This window comes from Ruegeria sp. YKSE079, assembly GCF_059612845.1.
Genome location: NZ_JBXWRJ010000007.1, coordinates 169,500 through 182,976, shown reverse-complemented (window position 1 = coordinate 182,976; position 13,477 = coordinate 169,500). Strand labels below are relative to the sequence as shown.

The window sequence follows — 13,477 nt, the reverse complement described above, 5'->3', positions numbered from 1 at the left end:
CAATGTCTCGTATTGGTAAAAAACCGGTCGAGCTGCCCAGCGGCGTTTCCGCCTCTGTGTCCGGCCAGACCATCGAGGTGAAGGGTCCGAAAGGCACCCGCAGCTTCACCGCAACCGACGACGTGACCCTCTCGGTCGAAGACAACGTGGTCAAGATCGACCCGCGCGGGTCTTCCAAGCGTGCGCGCCAGCAGTGGGGCATGAGCCGCACCATGGTCGCCAATCTTGTGACCGGCGTGACCACCGGCTTCAAGAAAGAGCTGGAGATCCAGGGTGTTGGTTACCGGGCTCAGATGCAGGGCAACACCCTGAAACTGAACCTGGGTTACAGCCACGACGTCGATTTCACCGCGCCGGAAGGTGTCACAATCACCGCGCCGAAGCAGACCGAGATCGTTGTGGAAGGTATCGACCAGCAGCAGGTGGGCGAAGTGGCGGCCAAGATCCGCGACTGGCGCCGTCCCGAGCCGTACAAGGGCAAGGGCATCCGCTACAAGGGCGAGTTCATCTTCCGCAAGGAAGGCAAGAAGAAGTAAGGACGCATACCATGGCAAACAGCAAACGTACCCTGTTTCTGAAACGCCGCTTGCGCGTTCGGAACAAACTTCGCAAGGTCAACGCCGGGCGTCCGCGCCTCAGCGTGCACCGCTCGAACAAGAACATCAGCGTTCAGCTGATCGACGACGTTCGCGGCGTGACCCTGGCCTCTGCCTCTTCGCTCGAGAAAGATCTCGGCGTTGTCGGCAAGAACAACATCGAAGCGGCCACCAAGGTGGGCGCGGCCATCGCCGAGCGTGCCAAGAAGGCAGGCGTCGAAGAGGCCTATTTCGATCGTGGCGGCTTCCTGTTCCACGGCAAGGTGAAGGCTCTGGCCGACGCCGCGCGTGAAGGTGGTCTGAAGGTCTGATGGTGTGCCGGGCTGAAGCCCGGCCTACCTGATACGACGCCGTAGGCCGGGCTTCAGCCCGGCACCGGCACTTTGAAGGCGGGTCCGCCCGCCTCGATGATCGGGGAGCCCCGGAATGTCATTCGCGGGTTCACTTCGATTGAGTAATTGGCGCCGCAAGCGCCTCTAGAGAAAGGGATGCCGAAAATGGCAGAACGTGAAAACCGCCGGGGCAACCGTCGCGACCGCGAGGAAGCAGCTCCGGAATTCGCCGATCGTCTCGTTGCGATCAACCGCGTGTCGAAAACCGTAAAAGGTGGTAAGCGCTTCGGCTTCGCCGCTCTGGTGGTTGTCGGCGATCAGAAAGGCCGCGTCGGCTTTGGCAAGGGCAAGGCGAAAGAAGTGCCCGAGGCGATCCGCAAGGCAACTGAGCAAGCCAAGCGTCAGATGATCCGCGTGCAGCTGCGCGAAGGTCGCACCCTGCACCACGACATCGAGGGCCGTCACGGCGCCGGTAAAGTCGTCATGCGCGCTGCGCCTGAAGGTACCGGTATCATCGCCGGTGGTCCGATGCGTGCCGTGTTCGAAATGCTGGGCGTCAAGGACGTTGTCTCCAAGTCGCTGGGCAGCACCAACCCCTACAACATGATCCGCGCCACCATCAACGGCCTGCAGAAAGAGCAGAGCCCGCGTTCGGTCGCCGCACGTCGTGGCAAAAAGGTTGCCGACATCCTGCCCAAGCGGGACGAAGCACCTGCAGCATCGGCGCAAGTCGCCGAAGAAGCGTAAGGAGACGTCAACATGGCTAAAACCATCGTCGTCAAGCAGATCGGCTCGCCGATCCGCCGCCCCGCCGAACAGCGCGCAACCCTGATCGGCCTGGGCCTGAACAAGATGCACAAGACCCGCGAGCTTGAGGACACCCCCTCGGTCCGTGGCATGGTCAACAAGATCCCGCATCTGGTCGAGATCATCGAAGAGCGCGACTAAGCCTCTCATCGATCCGAACAGAAAACGCCCTCGGTAAACCGGGGGCGTTTTCTTGTGTAAAGGCGCACATCCGTTCGGCGCTGCCCACTATGCCCCAAGCTTGTATGCTCTGACCGGGTTGGTCTTGCCCCGGACTTCCAGCGTCACCGGCTCAAGCCCGTGATCCGATCCGCACCCGGCCATCGTGGCCTCTGAGATCAGCAACCGGCTGTTCATCTGCTTGTTCATTTGCTGCAGCCGCGCCGCCAGGTTCACCGTGTCACCCAAAACCGTGTAATTCAGCCGGTTCATCGTATCGATATTCCCCGCCACGACATTTCCCGTCGCGACACCGATCCGCGCTGACAGCCTGTGCCCCTGAATGTCCTCGCCACCGAGGATGTCCAGTATCTCCAGCGCACATTCCACGCCACGCCGGGCATGATCCCCGGCCAGCAACGGCACATTGAACGTCACCAGCATACCATCCCCGAAAAACTCGTTCACTGTTCCCTGACGGCTGTCGACCGCAGGCAGAACGGCGGAAAAGAACGCGGACAACACCGCCAGAACATCTGGTGGCGCCAGCGTTTCGGCCAGCTGCGTGAACCCGGCAAGGTCGCAGAACATGACCGTCGCCTCGCATTGTACCGGCGCCAGCTGTCCGCCCTGTGCGACGATATCCTCTGCGACCCGTTCAGGAACGTATTTGCCAAACACGCGCCGCGTGATTTCAAGCTGCTCCGCCAGCATGTCCCGCAACCGCTTCTTTTCCAGCGCACCCGCCAGCCGCGCCTTGAGAAGCTTTTCGTTCACCGGCTTGAACAGGTAATCCTCGGCCCCCAGTTCCAGACTGCGGGTGACATGGTCCATATCGTCGAGCGCCGAAATGACAATGACCGGTATTTCGGCCAGACGCCCTTGGCTTTGCAACTCTTCCAGAACTTCCAGTCCCGAAACACCGGGCATCATCATGTCCAGCAGGACGGTATCAAAGCTGCCCTGCGCAAGCATCGCCAGCGCCTCGGCGCCGCTATACGCCTCTTCATAGACGTAGCCCAGATCGTCCAGTTCCTGACACAGCAGATCGACATTCATGGGTTCGTCGTCGACGACCAGAATACGCGCGGTCAAGATGCTGACCGGGCGCAAAGGTGTTTCTCGATCACGCTCAACAGCTCTTCGTCATCCAGCGGTTTGCTCAGATAATCGTCAAACCCCGCCGCCAACGCATTGGCCCGGTCCCCCCGCATCGCATGCGATGTGACCGCGATGATCGGGATACGCGACAATTCCCCGTTGCCCTTGATCTGCTGCATTGCCTCGGTGCCGGTCATACCGGGCAGCGCGATATCCATCAGTATCAGGTCAGGTTTATGGCTCCGGGCCTGTGAAATCGCATCCGGCCCGTTGCGCGCGATCAACAGGTCATGGTCGTCTTCCAGCAACTGCTGCAGCAGGTCGACGTTCAGGCTGATATCATCCACGATCAGGATCTGCGCCATGTCATACCGCCTCGCGTTCTGCGGCGGCATAGATTTCCGGAACGGTCAGCACAAACGTCGACCCCTCTCCGAACGTGCTTTCCGCAACCAGATCGCCGCCCAGCAGGCGCGCCATCTTCCGCGAGATCGCCAGCCCCAGCCCGGTGCCGCCGTAACGCCGCGCCGTGTGCTGTTCCGCCTGGGTGAATTCGTCAAAAACCATGTTCAGATCATCCGGTCGCATCCCGATGCCGGTATCCCTCACACTAACACGTATCTGCCCGTTTTTCACCTCTGCCGCGATGCTGATCTGCCCGGCTTCGGTGAACTTGGCCGCGTTCGACAACAGGTTCAGCGTGATCTGGCGCAGCATTCCCTGATCCGAAGACGCCACCGGCAGGCTGTCGGGGATATCGGTGCCGACCTCGACAGGTTTTCCTTCAAGCATCGGATCGATCATCCGGGCACAGGATTTCAGAACCGGCGCCGCGTCAAAGGTTTCGGCATGAACGTCCAGCCGCCCCGCCTCGATCTTGGACAGATCCAGAATGCCGTTGATCAGCGACAGCAGTATCTCGGCGCTGGAGGCGACCTTTTCCAGGTTTCCCAACTGCTTTTCGGGCAGCACGTCGCGGCTTTTCCGCATGACGATACGGGTGAACCCGATGATCGCGTTCATCGGCGTGCGCAATTCATGAGACATGTTGGCCAGAAAATCCGACTTGTGCTGGTTGGCCGTCTCAAGCTCGGCATAGGCATCCCCCAGCCGTTGGATCGTTTCGTTCATATCCGCGCACAATTCCCCCAGTTCGTCGCGGTTCTCGACCTTCAGGCGGGTCGCGAAATCTCCGGCGGACAACCGGTCGAACGCGCCCTGCAGCGCGTGCACCGGCCGGATGATGGATGTGGAAATGGTCAGGCCCAGTACACCGGCAATCAGCGCCGCGATGGCCGAGGCGGCCAGGATGAGCGATCTGGACTGCTCAAAAGCGATCTGGTTTTCGGCCAGCACCCCGGCCAGTTCCCTTCGCCAGACCTGCTGCCAGTTATAGCTCGCACTCTTGATCGCAAAAGCCGCTTCCTTTAGCGCGGTTCGGTAAATTGCGTGCGCCGCGTCGGCATCGCCGTTGTTGCGCCTTGCATAGATTTCAATGCCTGCACGCAGGACCGCGCGCAGGTCGTCCACCGCGCCCATCAGTATGTCGCGCTCCTGTTCGCTCAGACTTGTGTTGCGGGTGATCTGTCTTGAAAACTCGGCAGCGTTATACAGGCCGTTGTTCGAAAAATTTCCAAGTGGTGACGTCTGGTTGGACGAAGCCCCGATGGCCCGCGAAAAAAGAAAATCCGCCGCGTTGAACCGCACTTCCTCCGACAGCTGTTCTATCGCTTCGAACAGAACCAGCTTCTCTTGCAATTGCGATGCGATCTCCAACCGGTCATGCGATTGTTTGAGTGCGGCAATGCCGACATAACAGATCAGCGCCATCATCAGCAGCGGCACAAAAAAGGCGCAGGTCAGCTTGGCGCGCAGTCCCGCGTTGATCCGGCCCGCAAGATTTGGCAGCCACGACAAGAGGTTCGCGCGTCCGCTCGCGGTTTCGACATAGACAGCCATATATTCACCCGTTCGTCAGCAGTACGGGCAAGCTTAGGGGCTGATTACCCATCCAACAACATTTCCATGGGTATGGTCGCGACGGTGACGAGCGCTCTCACATCGCGGAAGGCACCCAGATCGATCCCACGAAAATCTGAACTCACCCGGATTTCTGGAAATCTTTGCCGAATGCGGTGTGCTACGGTTATCACAAAATGCCGGCGATGCATCTTTGCGGGCGCAAGTGTGCCTGCTTCGGAGCATCCTATGCAAAATCGCTGGATCATTCTGTTTGTGCTGTTCTTCGCACGAACAACCATGGCCTTTCAGTTCCAATCGGTTGCCGCACTTTCTCCGCTGATGATCGACAGCTTGTTGTTGTCCATTGTGGACATCGGATTGTTGATTGGGCTGTATCTCGGTCCGGGCGTCATTGTCGCAATTCTGGGAGGAACCGTTGCGTCTTCATTCGGCGACAAGCGCGTTGTCGTCGTGAGCCTCATTTTGATGCTCTTGGGGAGTGTATTGATTTTTCAGGCCAATTCGTTGTCTGCCCTTGTCGCAGGGCGCGTTATTTCGGGCGTCGGTGGCGTGGTCGTCAACGTCTTGATGACAAAGATGGTGATTGACTGGTTTGCAGGACGCCACCTGGCGACAGCAATGGCTGTATTCCTCAGCTCCTGGCCCTTGGGCATAGGCCTGGCGCTCGTCACCCTGCCCTGGCTCGCAGATCTGAGCGGACTTAGCGGGGCGTGGGCTGGGGTGTCGATGGTGACGGCCCTTGCACTTGCATCATTCTGGGCAATTTACAGCACCCCCGAAGGCGCGGTTGGACATGGGAAGGTCGCAGTCGTTGAATTGCCTTGGCTGCCTCTGACTCTTGCGGCCATGATCTGGGGTTTTTACAACGCCGCGCTCGCGATGGTCTTCGGTTTCGGTCCGATCATTCTGGCCAAAAGCGGACTTTCCGTTGTACAGGCAAGCACGGCCGCCGGCCTGTTCATGTTTGCGATTGTCATTGCCGCTCCGCTGGGGGGACGGATTGCCGACAGGTTGGGCCGCCGGGATACAGTTATTTTCTTCACCCTTGTTGCGGCAATAGTCCTCTTTCCGGCGATGCTGTTTCTAACGGCATCGACAGCCTGGATCGTCTATGGATTGGCCGGATTCTTGATCGGGCTTTCTCCGGGGCCGATTGTCAGCATGACTTCGCAGATACTTCCGCCACCTGCCCGGTCTTTTGGGACCGGTGTCTATTATTCAATGTATTACGCGGTCATGATGATCGCGCCTCCGATTGCAGGGGCAATCGCGGACCGGATAGAGAATGTCGGTGTCGCATTTCTCTTGGCGTCTGGAATGATGGGGGTCTGCATTATCTCCTTGATGGCATTTCGAAAATTTACCGCCACCACCACTTGAACGCAGGGCGGCAATCAGAGCGGATCCACCAATGACGGGCCGCATAAAAGCCCGGCTTATTGCGTAAGCGCAGCGAACAGGCAGAAATAGATTGAACGGTCCGCTCGCCATCAACAGTCTGTGCAAACAACAAAGCCCGTGTATGTTTTCAAGGGTATTACCGACCTCGCGCAAAGCAAGACGGGGATTCTCATCGCGCCTATCGCGAATCCCCCGATCCATGCCAAGCTTAGGGTCAGCAAGGGTAAAGTGGTGCAACGTTGCGGGGGTGCCGGGTGGAACGACAGGGATGCGCATATCCGGGATACCGGCAGGAGCGGCAAGGATGACCCGGCCGTCTTCCGAGCTCTTGGCCGTGTCACGCCGCTGGATCGACGCAATCCGGTACGGGCGGAAAACCGAGCTTAGCAACATGTTGTCCGACCGCAGCCACCTGCGTTTTATCGGCACGGGTGACGACGAATTGTGGGCGGGCGAGGCCGTGCGCCAGGGGATCGCGGATTTCTTCGGGGCCATCCCACCGTTCCTCAAACATGAAGAGACATTTGCCGAAGCCTTTGAAAATGGTGAAACCGGCTGGTCGAATTTCACACATGAACTCATTTTTGCCAATCAACCCGATCGGACATTTCACATACGGACCACCCTGATCTTCGCGCTCGAAGACGGCGTCTGGAAGATCGTTCTGCGCCACGGCTCGGTTCCGATCCCGAATATCGACTTCGTGGGAACCGAACAGACCGCCATCGCCGATCTTGTCGCAGCAGCGCGCAAGGATTTTTCGCTGCATCAAAGAGACGGCTTTGCCTCGATCATGTTCACCGATATCGTCAATTCGTCGCGCCTCGCGTCGGTGATGGGCGACCGTTTGTGGTCCTCCGAGGTGGCCCGGCACTTTGCCTCGCTCCGCACCATCATCGAAAACGCGAACGGCCAGTTCGTGAAATCGCTGGGCGACGGCACCATGTCCAGCTTTCCAGAGCCTGCTCAAGCCCTGCACGCTGCCCGGTCGATCCTGCAAGCGTCTGGGCAATCCGACGGGCCAGCCATCACCCTGCGGATCGGTATTCATACCGGCAGCGTGGTCCAGACCGACGATGATTTCTTTGGAACCGTTGTCAACAAGGCCGCCCGCATCGCAGCCCTTGCCGCGCCCGGCGAAATACAGGTTTCCGATACCACTCGCGATATGGTGGGAAAAGGGAACGATTTTCACTTTTCGGCGGCTGCAGCGGTGCAGCTGGAAGGGTTCGAGGGCGAACATGTCATCCACCGGCTGGAGTGACGAGGGTAACCGGTAACCGCCCAAAGCTTCGCCGTCCTCTGTCGTCAGACCCGTTGCAATCCGGGTATCGTCGCATTCCGGTGTCCAACCTCTAGTTTGCCCTGCCATGCAAAAAACGCAGACCGGCCAGACCAAAACGCCAATTGTTGGCGCAATCAGTCGTGCCTATCTGTCTGTGGTCCAAAACGGGAAATCAAACTTGCCGGGGAATACGCCCCGGGCTGAAAAAAGGAACACAACACATGGCACATACACTGAACATCTCGCATACCGGTCTCACGCTCGGCGGGCGCATCCGCGCCTTTGTCGAAGGCGTCAAACTGGCCCGCGCCCGCGCCTCCGAGTACAACCGTACCTATTCCGAACTGCAAAGCCTGACCGACCGCGAACTCAACGACATCGGCATTCGCCGCTGCGATATCGCGGACATCGCGCAAAAACACGTCTACTGCGTGTAACCCCAATACCACCCGAACAAAAAGCGCCCCGATCCGGGGCGCTTTTTTTGTTTGCTGCAGACTTTCAGAGATGGAACGCAATCCGGGCAATGACCGCGTTGCAAGCGTCAACTTTGAACCCAGTGGGGACATGGCGAAGCTCCAGGTTTTGGACCATTGTCCCGTTCCGTGGTAGAATTCCCGAAGTCAAAACGGGGTACGGCTATGCCGCAACATCAAACAGCAGAGTTTCGATTGCAGTCTGGCATTGTACTACCGCAACTGGATATCGCCTACGAATGCTACGGCAAGCTCGATGGCGATAAGTCCAATGCGGTTCTTGTCCACCACGGGACCACCAGCACCCATCATGCTGCCGGTCGAACGACGCCTGATTTGCGCGAGGGCTGGTGGGATAGCATCATCGGCCCGGGTAAGCTGCTCGACACAGATAAATACTGTGTAATATCGTCCAACATGCTCGGCTCGTCATACGGAACAACCGGGCCCGCATCCATAAACCCAGAAAGCGACCGCGTTTGGGGCGCCGATTTTCCCAAGATTTCGGTTGAGGATATGGTCCGAGCACAGAAAACACTGATCGACGCACTGGGCATTGAACAGCTTTATGCAGTAGCAGGCGGATCGGTCGGCGGTCTGCTGTCGTTCCAATGGGCCGTGACATACCCCGAAGCGATGCGTGGAATCATTGCTTGTGATTGCGGCCCCGTAAATCAGTTCGGAACAAGCGCAGCCTTGCCTGAACTTGTGGCGGAACTTCAGGCTGACCCCAACTGGAACGGAGGCCATTACACGCAGGCGGGTGGCCTGACAGATGTGATGACACGCATCCGGACCAGAACATTGCTTTCCTACCAATTCATGGAAAAATTCAAAGGGCAGATGCCAAGGGGTGATATTGAAAAGCTGTTGAACGATACCTCTAGGGAGTGGGCCGAAGAGTTCGATCCGATGAGCCTTGTTGTTCTCAATTCAGCGATTGGGGAATTTGATGTCTCGGACAGGCTGGATCAAATACGCGCAAAATTCTTCTATGTCCTTTGTGATACCGATGAATTCTACCCGGCTTCGATGGGAGAAGGCGTTGCCAGGGAAATGCGGGCTGCAGGAGCGCAGGTGATTTTTCATGAGGTGAGCAGCCACATGGGGCATTACTCCACGTCCGTCGAACCGGAAAAATGGGTGCCTCAGGCGAAGGCCTTTCTCGCCGGTTTGTAATCTCAGTGTTTAAGTGGCTGTGATTGGCGGAGGTCCGCTTCGTCCGCATCACCGAAGCCCAACAATTGGCTTCAAAACAGAAGCTCCCGAAGAATTCTTCGGGAGCTGAATTGCGTTCATGTGAAACAACGTGCCCAAGCTGGGCGGGACATCCCGCCGCTTGCTACGGCCAAGGTCACAGCCGGGCCAAACCGGGGGTTTTTCCGGTCAGGCGGCCTTGGCGTGGGGGCGTCCGCGGTTGGGGCGGCGGCGCCGGTTCTGTGGCTTGCGCGCCTCTTTCTTGGGGGCTTCAAAGGCCCATGGCGTGCCGCCGATCACCGGAATGTCACGCGACATGGTCTTTTGAATGGCCCGCAGTTCACCCATCTCGGCAGGGGCGCAAAAGGCGACCGCCCGGCCATCGCGCCCGGCCCGCGCGGTACGGCCGATCCGGTGGACATAGTTGTCCGGCACGTTCGGCAGGTCATAATTGTATATGTGGCGCACATCCGGGATGTCGATGCCGCGTGCCGCCACATCGGTCGCCACCAGCACCCGCAACTCGCCGCTGCGGAACTGTTTCAGCGCTCGGTCGCGCTGACCCTGCGACTTGTTGCCATGCACGGCACCGGCGGCAAACCCGGCCTTGTCCAGCGTTTTCATCAGCTTTTCCGCGCCATGCTTGGTGCGGGCAAAAACCAGCGCCAGCTCGTCACGGTGCGCGTCCAGCATTTCGATCAGCAGGCCGGTCTTTTCCGCCTGCGCCACGAAATGCACGCCTTGGGTGATCTTGTCCGCCGGACGGCCCGGAGGCGCGGTTTCGACCCGTACAGGATTGCTCAGATAGGTGGCCGCGATTTCGGCCATCTGCTTCGGCATCGTGGCCGAGAACAACATGGTCTGGCGTTCAGTGGGCAACAGCGTCGCGATCTTGCGCAGCGCGTGGATAAAGCCCAGGTCCAGCATCTGGTCGGCCTCGTCCAACACCAGGAACCCGGTCTGGTCCAGCCGCACGGCGCGGCGCTCGATCAGGTCGATCAGGCGGCCCGGCGTGGCGACCAGAATATCGCTGCCCCGGCCCAGCCGGTTGATCTGCGGCCCCATCGACACACCGCCGACCACCAGGTCGACGCGGATGGAGGTGCGCTCGGCATAGGCGCGCAGGTTGTCCGAGATCTGTTTTGCCAGTTCCCTCGTCGGCGCCAGAACCAGCGCGCGCGCGGTCTTCGGGGCCGGGCGGCCCTCCTGCCGGATCAGCGACATCAGGATTGGCAGGCCAAAGGCCAGCGTCTTGCCGGTGCCGGTCTGCGCCAGCCCCATGACGTCGCGCCCGTTCATGGCATGCGGGATCGCCTGTTTCTGGATCGGCGTCGGCTCCGATATGCCCAGGGTTTCAAGATTGGTGATAAAGCGGGGCGTCAGCCCCAGCATGGTAAAGTCCAAAAGCCGTTCCTTTTCGGCGGGGCGGCCTATTCCGGCCGCGCAAAATGACATGTCGCGACCCCGCGGGGCCGCGTTGTGTTACGTGGTTGCGCGATGCTCTGCCGCCGGGCCGGATTGCCCAAGGCCGCGTCATTGCGCCGAACCCCGCGTGATCTGGGTGTCAGTGTGTAAAGATGAGGTGCTGCGCGGATGCGTTTCAAACACTTCGGTCGCGCGGTCTGCTCACGCCGCAGACAAGGCACCGGGGGCGTATGCTCTCAATTTGCGCCCTTGTCAACCAAAGTCTTGTCCGTGGTCTTCGGGGCGAAAACCTGTTCCGGATGCGCCAACCCCTTGAGGGCGAATTCGCCGACCGCGACGTGACCGCCATCCAGCGCGTCGGCAAACGTGCGGGAACAGAGAACCGGATGCCCGGTTTCCGAACACAGCGCCTCGATCCGCGCGGCAACATTCACAGCCTGACCCAGCACCGTGAAATCCAGCCGGCTGTGCGAGCCGACATTGCCATACAGAACCCGCCCGAAATGCAGCCCGACGCCGAACCCCAGAACCTCGGGCAAATCGGCAGCCAAAGCATGCCTTGCCGCCGCCAGTGCATTGGAACAGGCTGTGCGCTGCCCGTCATCGCCGGGGAACACGGCCAACACCCCGTCGCCCAGAAACTTCAGGATTTCGCCACCATGCTCGGTTACCGCCGTATCGATTGCCTCGAAATACCGGTTCGCCAGCGCCACCGCCTCCTCCACCGGCAAACGGGCGTTCAGCCCTGTCCAGTTGCGGATGTCGCTGATCAGGATGGCGGCCTCCATGGTCTCGACACTCCCCCGCGTGATCTCGCCGCCCAGCACCCGCTGGCTGGTGCGGGCTCCAAGATAGGCCGCGGACACGGCAGTGGACAGGATCGACAGGCGGTGGACCTCGGACAGCGGACCAAGGGCCAGCGCAATCGCCTCGATGCCCTCAATATCGGCGTCGTCAAACCCCTTGGCCCGGTCCGTCGCCGCCACCAGAATGCCTGACAGATGATCTCCGCACCGAAGCGGGACGCCGAAATAGTCGGTCGCCCCCTGCGCGCGCAATTCGTGATAGATTTCGTGATCATCGGGGGCCAGCCGCGTCAGATCCTTGCGCAGCGCTTGCCGGGTATCCGAGATCACCGCCAACGGGCTGCCCACATAGCCGCTGCGCTGTTCCAACCCGTGCGGATTGTGCACCGCCTCGACCTGTGCGACGTCCCGGTTCCAGATGGCGCTGACGGCGGCGGCAAGCGGGTGAATGGTGCGCATCGCCAGACGAATTCGCCACACCGGAGCGCCCGCGCGCCGCATCTCTGCCCCCAACCCTTCGATCAGGGCGTCCAGATCCGGCAGGGTGGCCCCCGTCCGCAACAGCCAATCCACGATTTCGCGATGATTCCAGCTCATGACAGAAGCCTAGCACGGATGCGCGGCAGACAACTGGCCCAGTTTCCATGCGGCGTGCCTATGGCCCATCTCGGCAATTCAATTTCGGGAATCACCGTTTTGTGATAAGTTTACGCCACGTAACCGGCGACGAGGTTTGCCGGTCATTTTCGTAGATCATTGAAAGGGGGAATTTATGGCTCAGGCTCTGGATGGCGGCTGCGCTCATGTGCACACGCATACGGATAATGCTCCGATCGACAATCACACCTGTCATTGCAATGTCTGCAAATCGGTAACCGGGCAGCAGACGACCCATGTCGCATTCTTCCGCCATGGCGATCTGGCGGTCGATCACCCCGAGTTGCTCAACCGGCAACCGTTCAACAAGGACAACCCCGACGGCCCGCTGGAGCTGTGCACCTGCAAGGAATGCGGGGCGCCGATCATGCTGGACGACAAGCAGGGGCGCATCCGCGTCGCGGTTCCAAATGTCATGGGCTATGACGTGGCAAGTTTCCCCGACGCGACCTATCACGCCTTCTGGGACGAAACCAAGGGATACGCCCGGCCTGACGATGGGCGCCCGGTCTATGACAGCCTGCGGCCCGACTTTGTGTGGCCGACACCGTCCTGACGCCAAACAAAAGCGAAAAACCGGGGTGAAGGGCGGCAGTTTTGCCGCCCTCTTGATTGCCGGGCGACTTGCGTCTATACGCCCCCGGTGGCCCAAAGGGTCCACAAGAATCAAAACCAAGAAACGCCGTGTTTGGCCCATCACGCTTCGGGGTCACATCCGGCTTAGGAGAAGCGACATGAAACTGCACGAACTGCGCGACAATCCAGGCGCCGCATCCAAGAAAACCCGCGTTGGCCGGGGCCCCGGCTCGGGCAAGGGTAAAATGGGTGGCCGTGGTATCAAAGGTCAGAAATCCCGCTCGGGCGTGGCCATCAATGGCTATGAAGGCGGCCAGATGCCCTTGTACCAGCGTCTGCCCAAGCGTGGCTTCAACAAGCCCAACCGCAAGGAATTCGCCGTCATCAACCTGGGCCTGATCCAGAAATTCGTCGACGCCGGCAAGCTCGACGCCAAATCCGCGATCACCGAAGACGCGCTGGTCGCGTCCGGTCTGGTCCGCCGCAAGCTGGACGGCATCCGCGTTCTGGCCAAGGGCGAGGTTTCGGCCAAGCTGATCCTCGAAGTGACCGGTGCTTCGAAAGCTGCCGTCGAGGCAGTCGAGAAAGCGGGCGGCTCACTGACGGTCACAAAAGCCGCTGCGGCAGAGTAAGCGCTTGTGAGCGGCGCGCGAGCCGCTTACATAGACCTCAGAGT

At 59.9% G+C, this 13,477-nt stretch carries 15 protein-coding genes; 10 read left to right on the top strand and 5 right to left on the bottom strand.

The window, feature by feature from the left end; genetic code table 11:
• Nucleotides 1–2 precede the first annotated feature (2 nt).
• The 4 genes from rplF to rpmD all read left to right on the top strand — a co-directional run bounded on the left by rplF (nucleotide 3) and on the right by rpmD (nucleotide 1,876).
• The gene (gene rplF / locus AC2FMY_RS08675; RefSeq protein ID WP_480750411.1) at nucleotides 3–536 is read left to right on the top strand and encodes a 50S ribosomal protein L6; all 534 of its coding nucleotides are present in this window, start codon (nucleotides 3–5) and stop codon (nucleotides 534–536) included.
• A gap of 11 nt (nucleotides 537–547) precedes the next feature.
• Nucleotides 548–907, top strand: coding sequence for a 50S ribosomal protein L18 (rplR, locus tag AC2FMY_RS08670; RefSeq protein ID WP_480750410.1), 360 nt, complete (start codon nucleotides 548–550; stop codon nucleotides 905–907).
• A 186-nt stretch (nucleotides 908–1,093) separates the two neighbouring features.
• On the top strand, nucleotides 1,094–1,675 hold the full coding sequence (rpsE, locus tag AC2FMY_RS08665) for a 30S ribosomal protein S5 (RefSeq protein WP_480750409.1): 582 nt from the start codon (nucleotides 1,094–1,096) through the stop codon (nucleotides 1,673–1,675).
• A 12-nt stretch (nucleotides 1,676–1,687) separates the two neighbouring features.
• Nucleotides 1,688–1,876, top strand: coding sequence for a 50S ribosomal protein L30 (rpmD, locus tag AC2FMY_RS08660; RefSeq protein ID WP_113791481.1), 189 nt, complete (start codon nucleotides 1,688–1,690; stop codon nucleotides 1,874–1,876).
• A gap of 87 nt (nucleotides 1,877–1,963) precedes the next feature.
• Here rpmD and AC2FMY_RS08655 read toward each other — a convergent pair whose 3' ends face one another.
• From AC2FMY_RS08655 to AC2FMY_RS08645, 3 genes are read right to left on the bottom strand one after another with little or no spacing between them, the layout of a single operon-like run.
• Nucleotides 1,964–2,989 carry an adenylate/guanylate cyclase domain-containing protein gene (locus AC2FMY_RS08655; RefSeq protein ID WP_496748103.1) on the bottom strand — a complete coding sequence of 342 codons (1,026 nt, stop codon included), beginning with the start codon at nucleotides 2,987–2,989 and terminating at the stop codon, nucleotides 1,964–1,966.
• The gene (locus AC2FMY_RS08650) at nucleotides 2,986–3,360 is read right to left on the bottom strand and encodes a response regulator (protein ID WP_480750407.1); all 375 of its coding nucleotides are present in this window, start codon (nucleotides 3,358–3,360) and stop codon (nucleotides 2,986–2,988) included. The genes AC2FMY_RS08655 and AC2FMY_RS08650 overlap by 4 nt, the downstream gene beginning before the upstream one ends.
• A gap of 1 nt (nucleotide 3,361) precedes the next feature.
• A complete protein-coding gene (locus AC2FMY_RS08645) occupies nucleotides 3,362–4,954 on the bottom strand; it encodes a sensor histidine kinase (protein ID WP_496748105.1) in 1,593 nt (530 codons plus the stop codon).
• A 249-nt stretch (nucleotides 4,955–5,203) separates the two neighbouring features.
• Here AC2FMY_RS08645 and AC2FMY_RS08640 point away from each other — a divergent pair, with 249 nt between their 5' ends.
• The 4 genes from AC2FMY_RS08640 to AC2FMY_RS08625 all read left to right on the top strand — a co-directional run bounded on the left by AC2FMY_RS08640 (nucleotide 5,204) and on the right by AC2FMY_RS08625 (nucleotide 9,319).
• Nucleotides 5,204–6,358 (top strand): MFS transporter, encoded by a 1,155-nt coding sequence (locus tag AC2FMY_RS08640; protein ID WP_496807239.1) that lies wholly within the window; start codon nucleotides 5,204–5,206, stop codon nucleotides 6,356–6,358.
• A 325-nt stretch (nucleotides 6,359–6,683) separates the two neighbouring features.
• Nucleotides 6,684–7,643: an adenylate/guanylate cyclase domain-containing protein gene (locus tag AC2FMY_RS08635; RefSeq protein ID WP_496807238.1), complete on the top strand. Its 960-nt coding sequence runs from the start codon at nucleotides 6,684–6,686 to the stop codon at nucleotides 7,641–7,643.
• Nucleotides 7,644–7,885: 242 nt separating this feature from the next.
• A complete protein-coding gene (locus AC2FMY_RS08630) occupies nucleotides 7,886–8,101 on the top strand; it encodes a DUF1127 domain-containing protein (RefSeq protein ID WP_480750404.1) in 216 nt (71 codons plus the stop codon).
• Between the two features lie 204 nt (nucleotides 8,102–8,305).
• Nucleotides 8,306–9,319 (top strand): homoserine O-acetyltransferase family protein, encoded by a 1,014-nt coding sequence (locus tag AC2FMY_RS08625; protein WP_496807237.1) that lies wholly within the window; start codon nucleotides 8,306–8,308, stop codon nucleotides 9,317–9,319.
• Between the two features lie 207 nt (nucleotides 9,320–9,526).
• Here AC2FMY_RS08625 and AC2FMY_RS08620 read toward each other — a convergent pair whose 3' ends face one another.
• A complete protein-coding gene (locus AC2FMY_RS08620; RefSeq protein ID WP_496807236.1) occupies nucleotides 9,527–10,792 on the bottom strand; it encodes a DEAD/DEAH box helicase in 1,266 nt (421 codons plus the stop codon).
• Between the two features lie 206 nt (nucleotides 10,793–10,998).
• On the bottom strand, nucleotides 10,999–12,165 hold the full coding sequence (locus tag AC2FMY_RS08615; RefSeq protein WP_496748274.1) for an adenylate/guanylate cyclase domain-containing protein: 1,167 nt from the start codon (nucleotides 12,163–12,165) through the stop codon (nucleotides 10,999–11,001).
• A 175-nt stretch (nucleotides 12,166–12,340) separates the two neighbouring features.
• On the opposite strand from AC2FMY_RS08615, the gene AC2FMY_RS08610 reads away from it, so the two are divergent.
• A complete protein-coding gene (locus tag AC2FMY_RS08610; protein WP_480750400.1) occupies nucleotides 12,341–12,781 on the top strand; it encodes a GFA family protein in 441 nt (146 codons plus the stop codon).
• Nucleotides 12,782–12,959: 178 nt separating this feature from the next.
• Nucleotides 12,960–13,433, top strand: a complete 474-nt coding sequence (gene rplO / locus AC2FMY_RS08605; protein WP_496807235.1) for a 50S ribosomal protein L15 — start codon at nucleotides 12,960–12,962, stop codon at nucleotides 13,431–13,433.
• Nucleotides 13,434–13,477: the final 44 nt, after the last annotated feature.

What these genes read in the sequence shown, in the direction of transcription:
- AC2FMY_RS08625 (WP_496807237.1), top strand. Translation starts at nt 8,306, where the DNA reads ATGCCGCAACATCAAACAGCAGAGTTTCGATTGCAGTCTGGCATTGTA.
- rpsE (WP_480750409.1), top strand. Translation starts at nt 1,094, where the DNA reads ATGGCAGAACGTGAAAACCGCCGGGGCAACCGTCGCGACCGCGAGGAA.
- AC2FMY_RS08640 (WP_496807239.1), top strand. Translation starts at nt 5,204, where the DNA reads ATGCAAAATCGCTGGATCATTCTGTTTGTGCTGTTCTTCGCACGAACA.
- rplO (WP_496807235.1), top strand. Translation starts at nt 12,960, where the DNA reads ATGAAACTGCACGAACTGCGCGACAATCCAGGCGCCGCATCCAAGAAA.
- AC2FMY_RS08635 (WP_496807238.1), top strand. Translation starts at nt 6,684, where the DNA reads ATGACCCGGCCGTCTTCCGAGCTCTTGGCCGTGTCACGCCGCTGGATC.
- rplF (WP_480750411.1), top strand. Translation starts at nt 3, where the DNA reads ATGTCTCGTATTGGTAAAAAACCGGTCGAGCTGCCCAGCGGCGTTTCC.
- rpmD (WP_113791481.1), top strand. Translation starts at nt 1,688, where the DNA reads ATGGCTAAAACCATCGTCGTCAAGCAGATCGGCTCGCCGATCCGCCGC.
- AC2FMY_RS08630 (WP_480750404.1), top strand. Translation starts at nt 7,886, where the DNA reads ATGGCACATACACTGAACATCTCGCATACCGGTCTCACGCTCGGCGGG.
- AC2FMY_RS08615 (WP_496748274.1), bottom strand. Translation starts at nt 12,165, where the DNA reads ATGAGCTGGAATCATCGCGAAATCGTGGATTGGCTGTTGCGGACGGGG.
- rplR (WP_480750410.1), top strand. Translation starts at nt 548, where the DNA reads ATGGCAAACAGCAAACGTACCCTGTTTCTGAAACGCCGCTTGCGCGTT.
- AC2FMY_RS08610 (WP_480750400.1), top strand. Translation starts at nt 12,341, where the DNA reads ATGGCTCAGGCTCTGGATGGCGGCTGCGCTCATGTGCACACGCATACG.
- AC2FMY_RS08620 (WP_496807236.1), bottom strand. Translation starts at nt 10,792, where the DNA reads ATGTCATTTTGCGCGGCCGGAATAGGCCGCCCCGCCGAAAAGGAACGG.
- AC2FMY_RS08650 (WP_480750407.1), bottom strand. Translation starts at nt 3,360, where the DNA reads ATGGCGCAGATCCTGATCGTGGATGATATCAGCCTGAACGTCGACCTG.
- AC2FMY_RS08645 (WP_496748105.1), bottom strand. Translation starts at nt 4,954, where the DNA reads ATGGCTGTCTATGTCGAAACCGCGAGCGGACGCGCGAACCTCTTGTCG.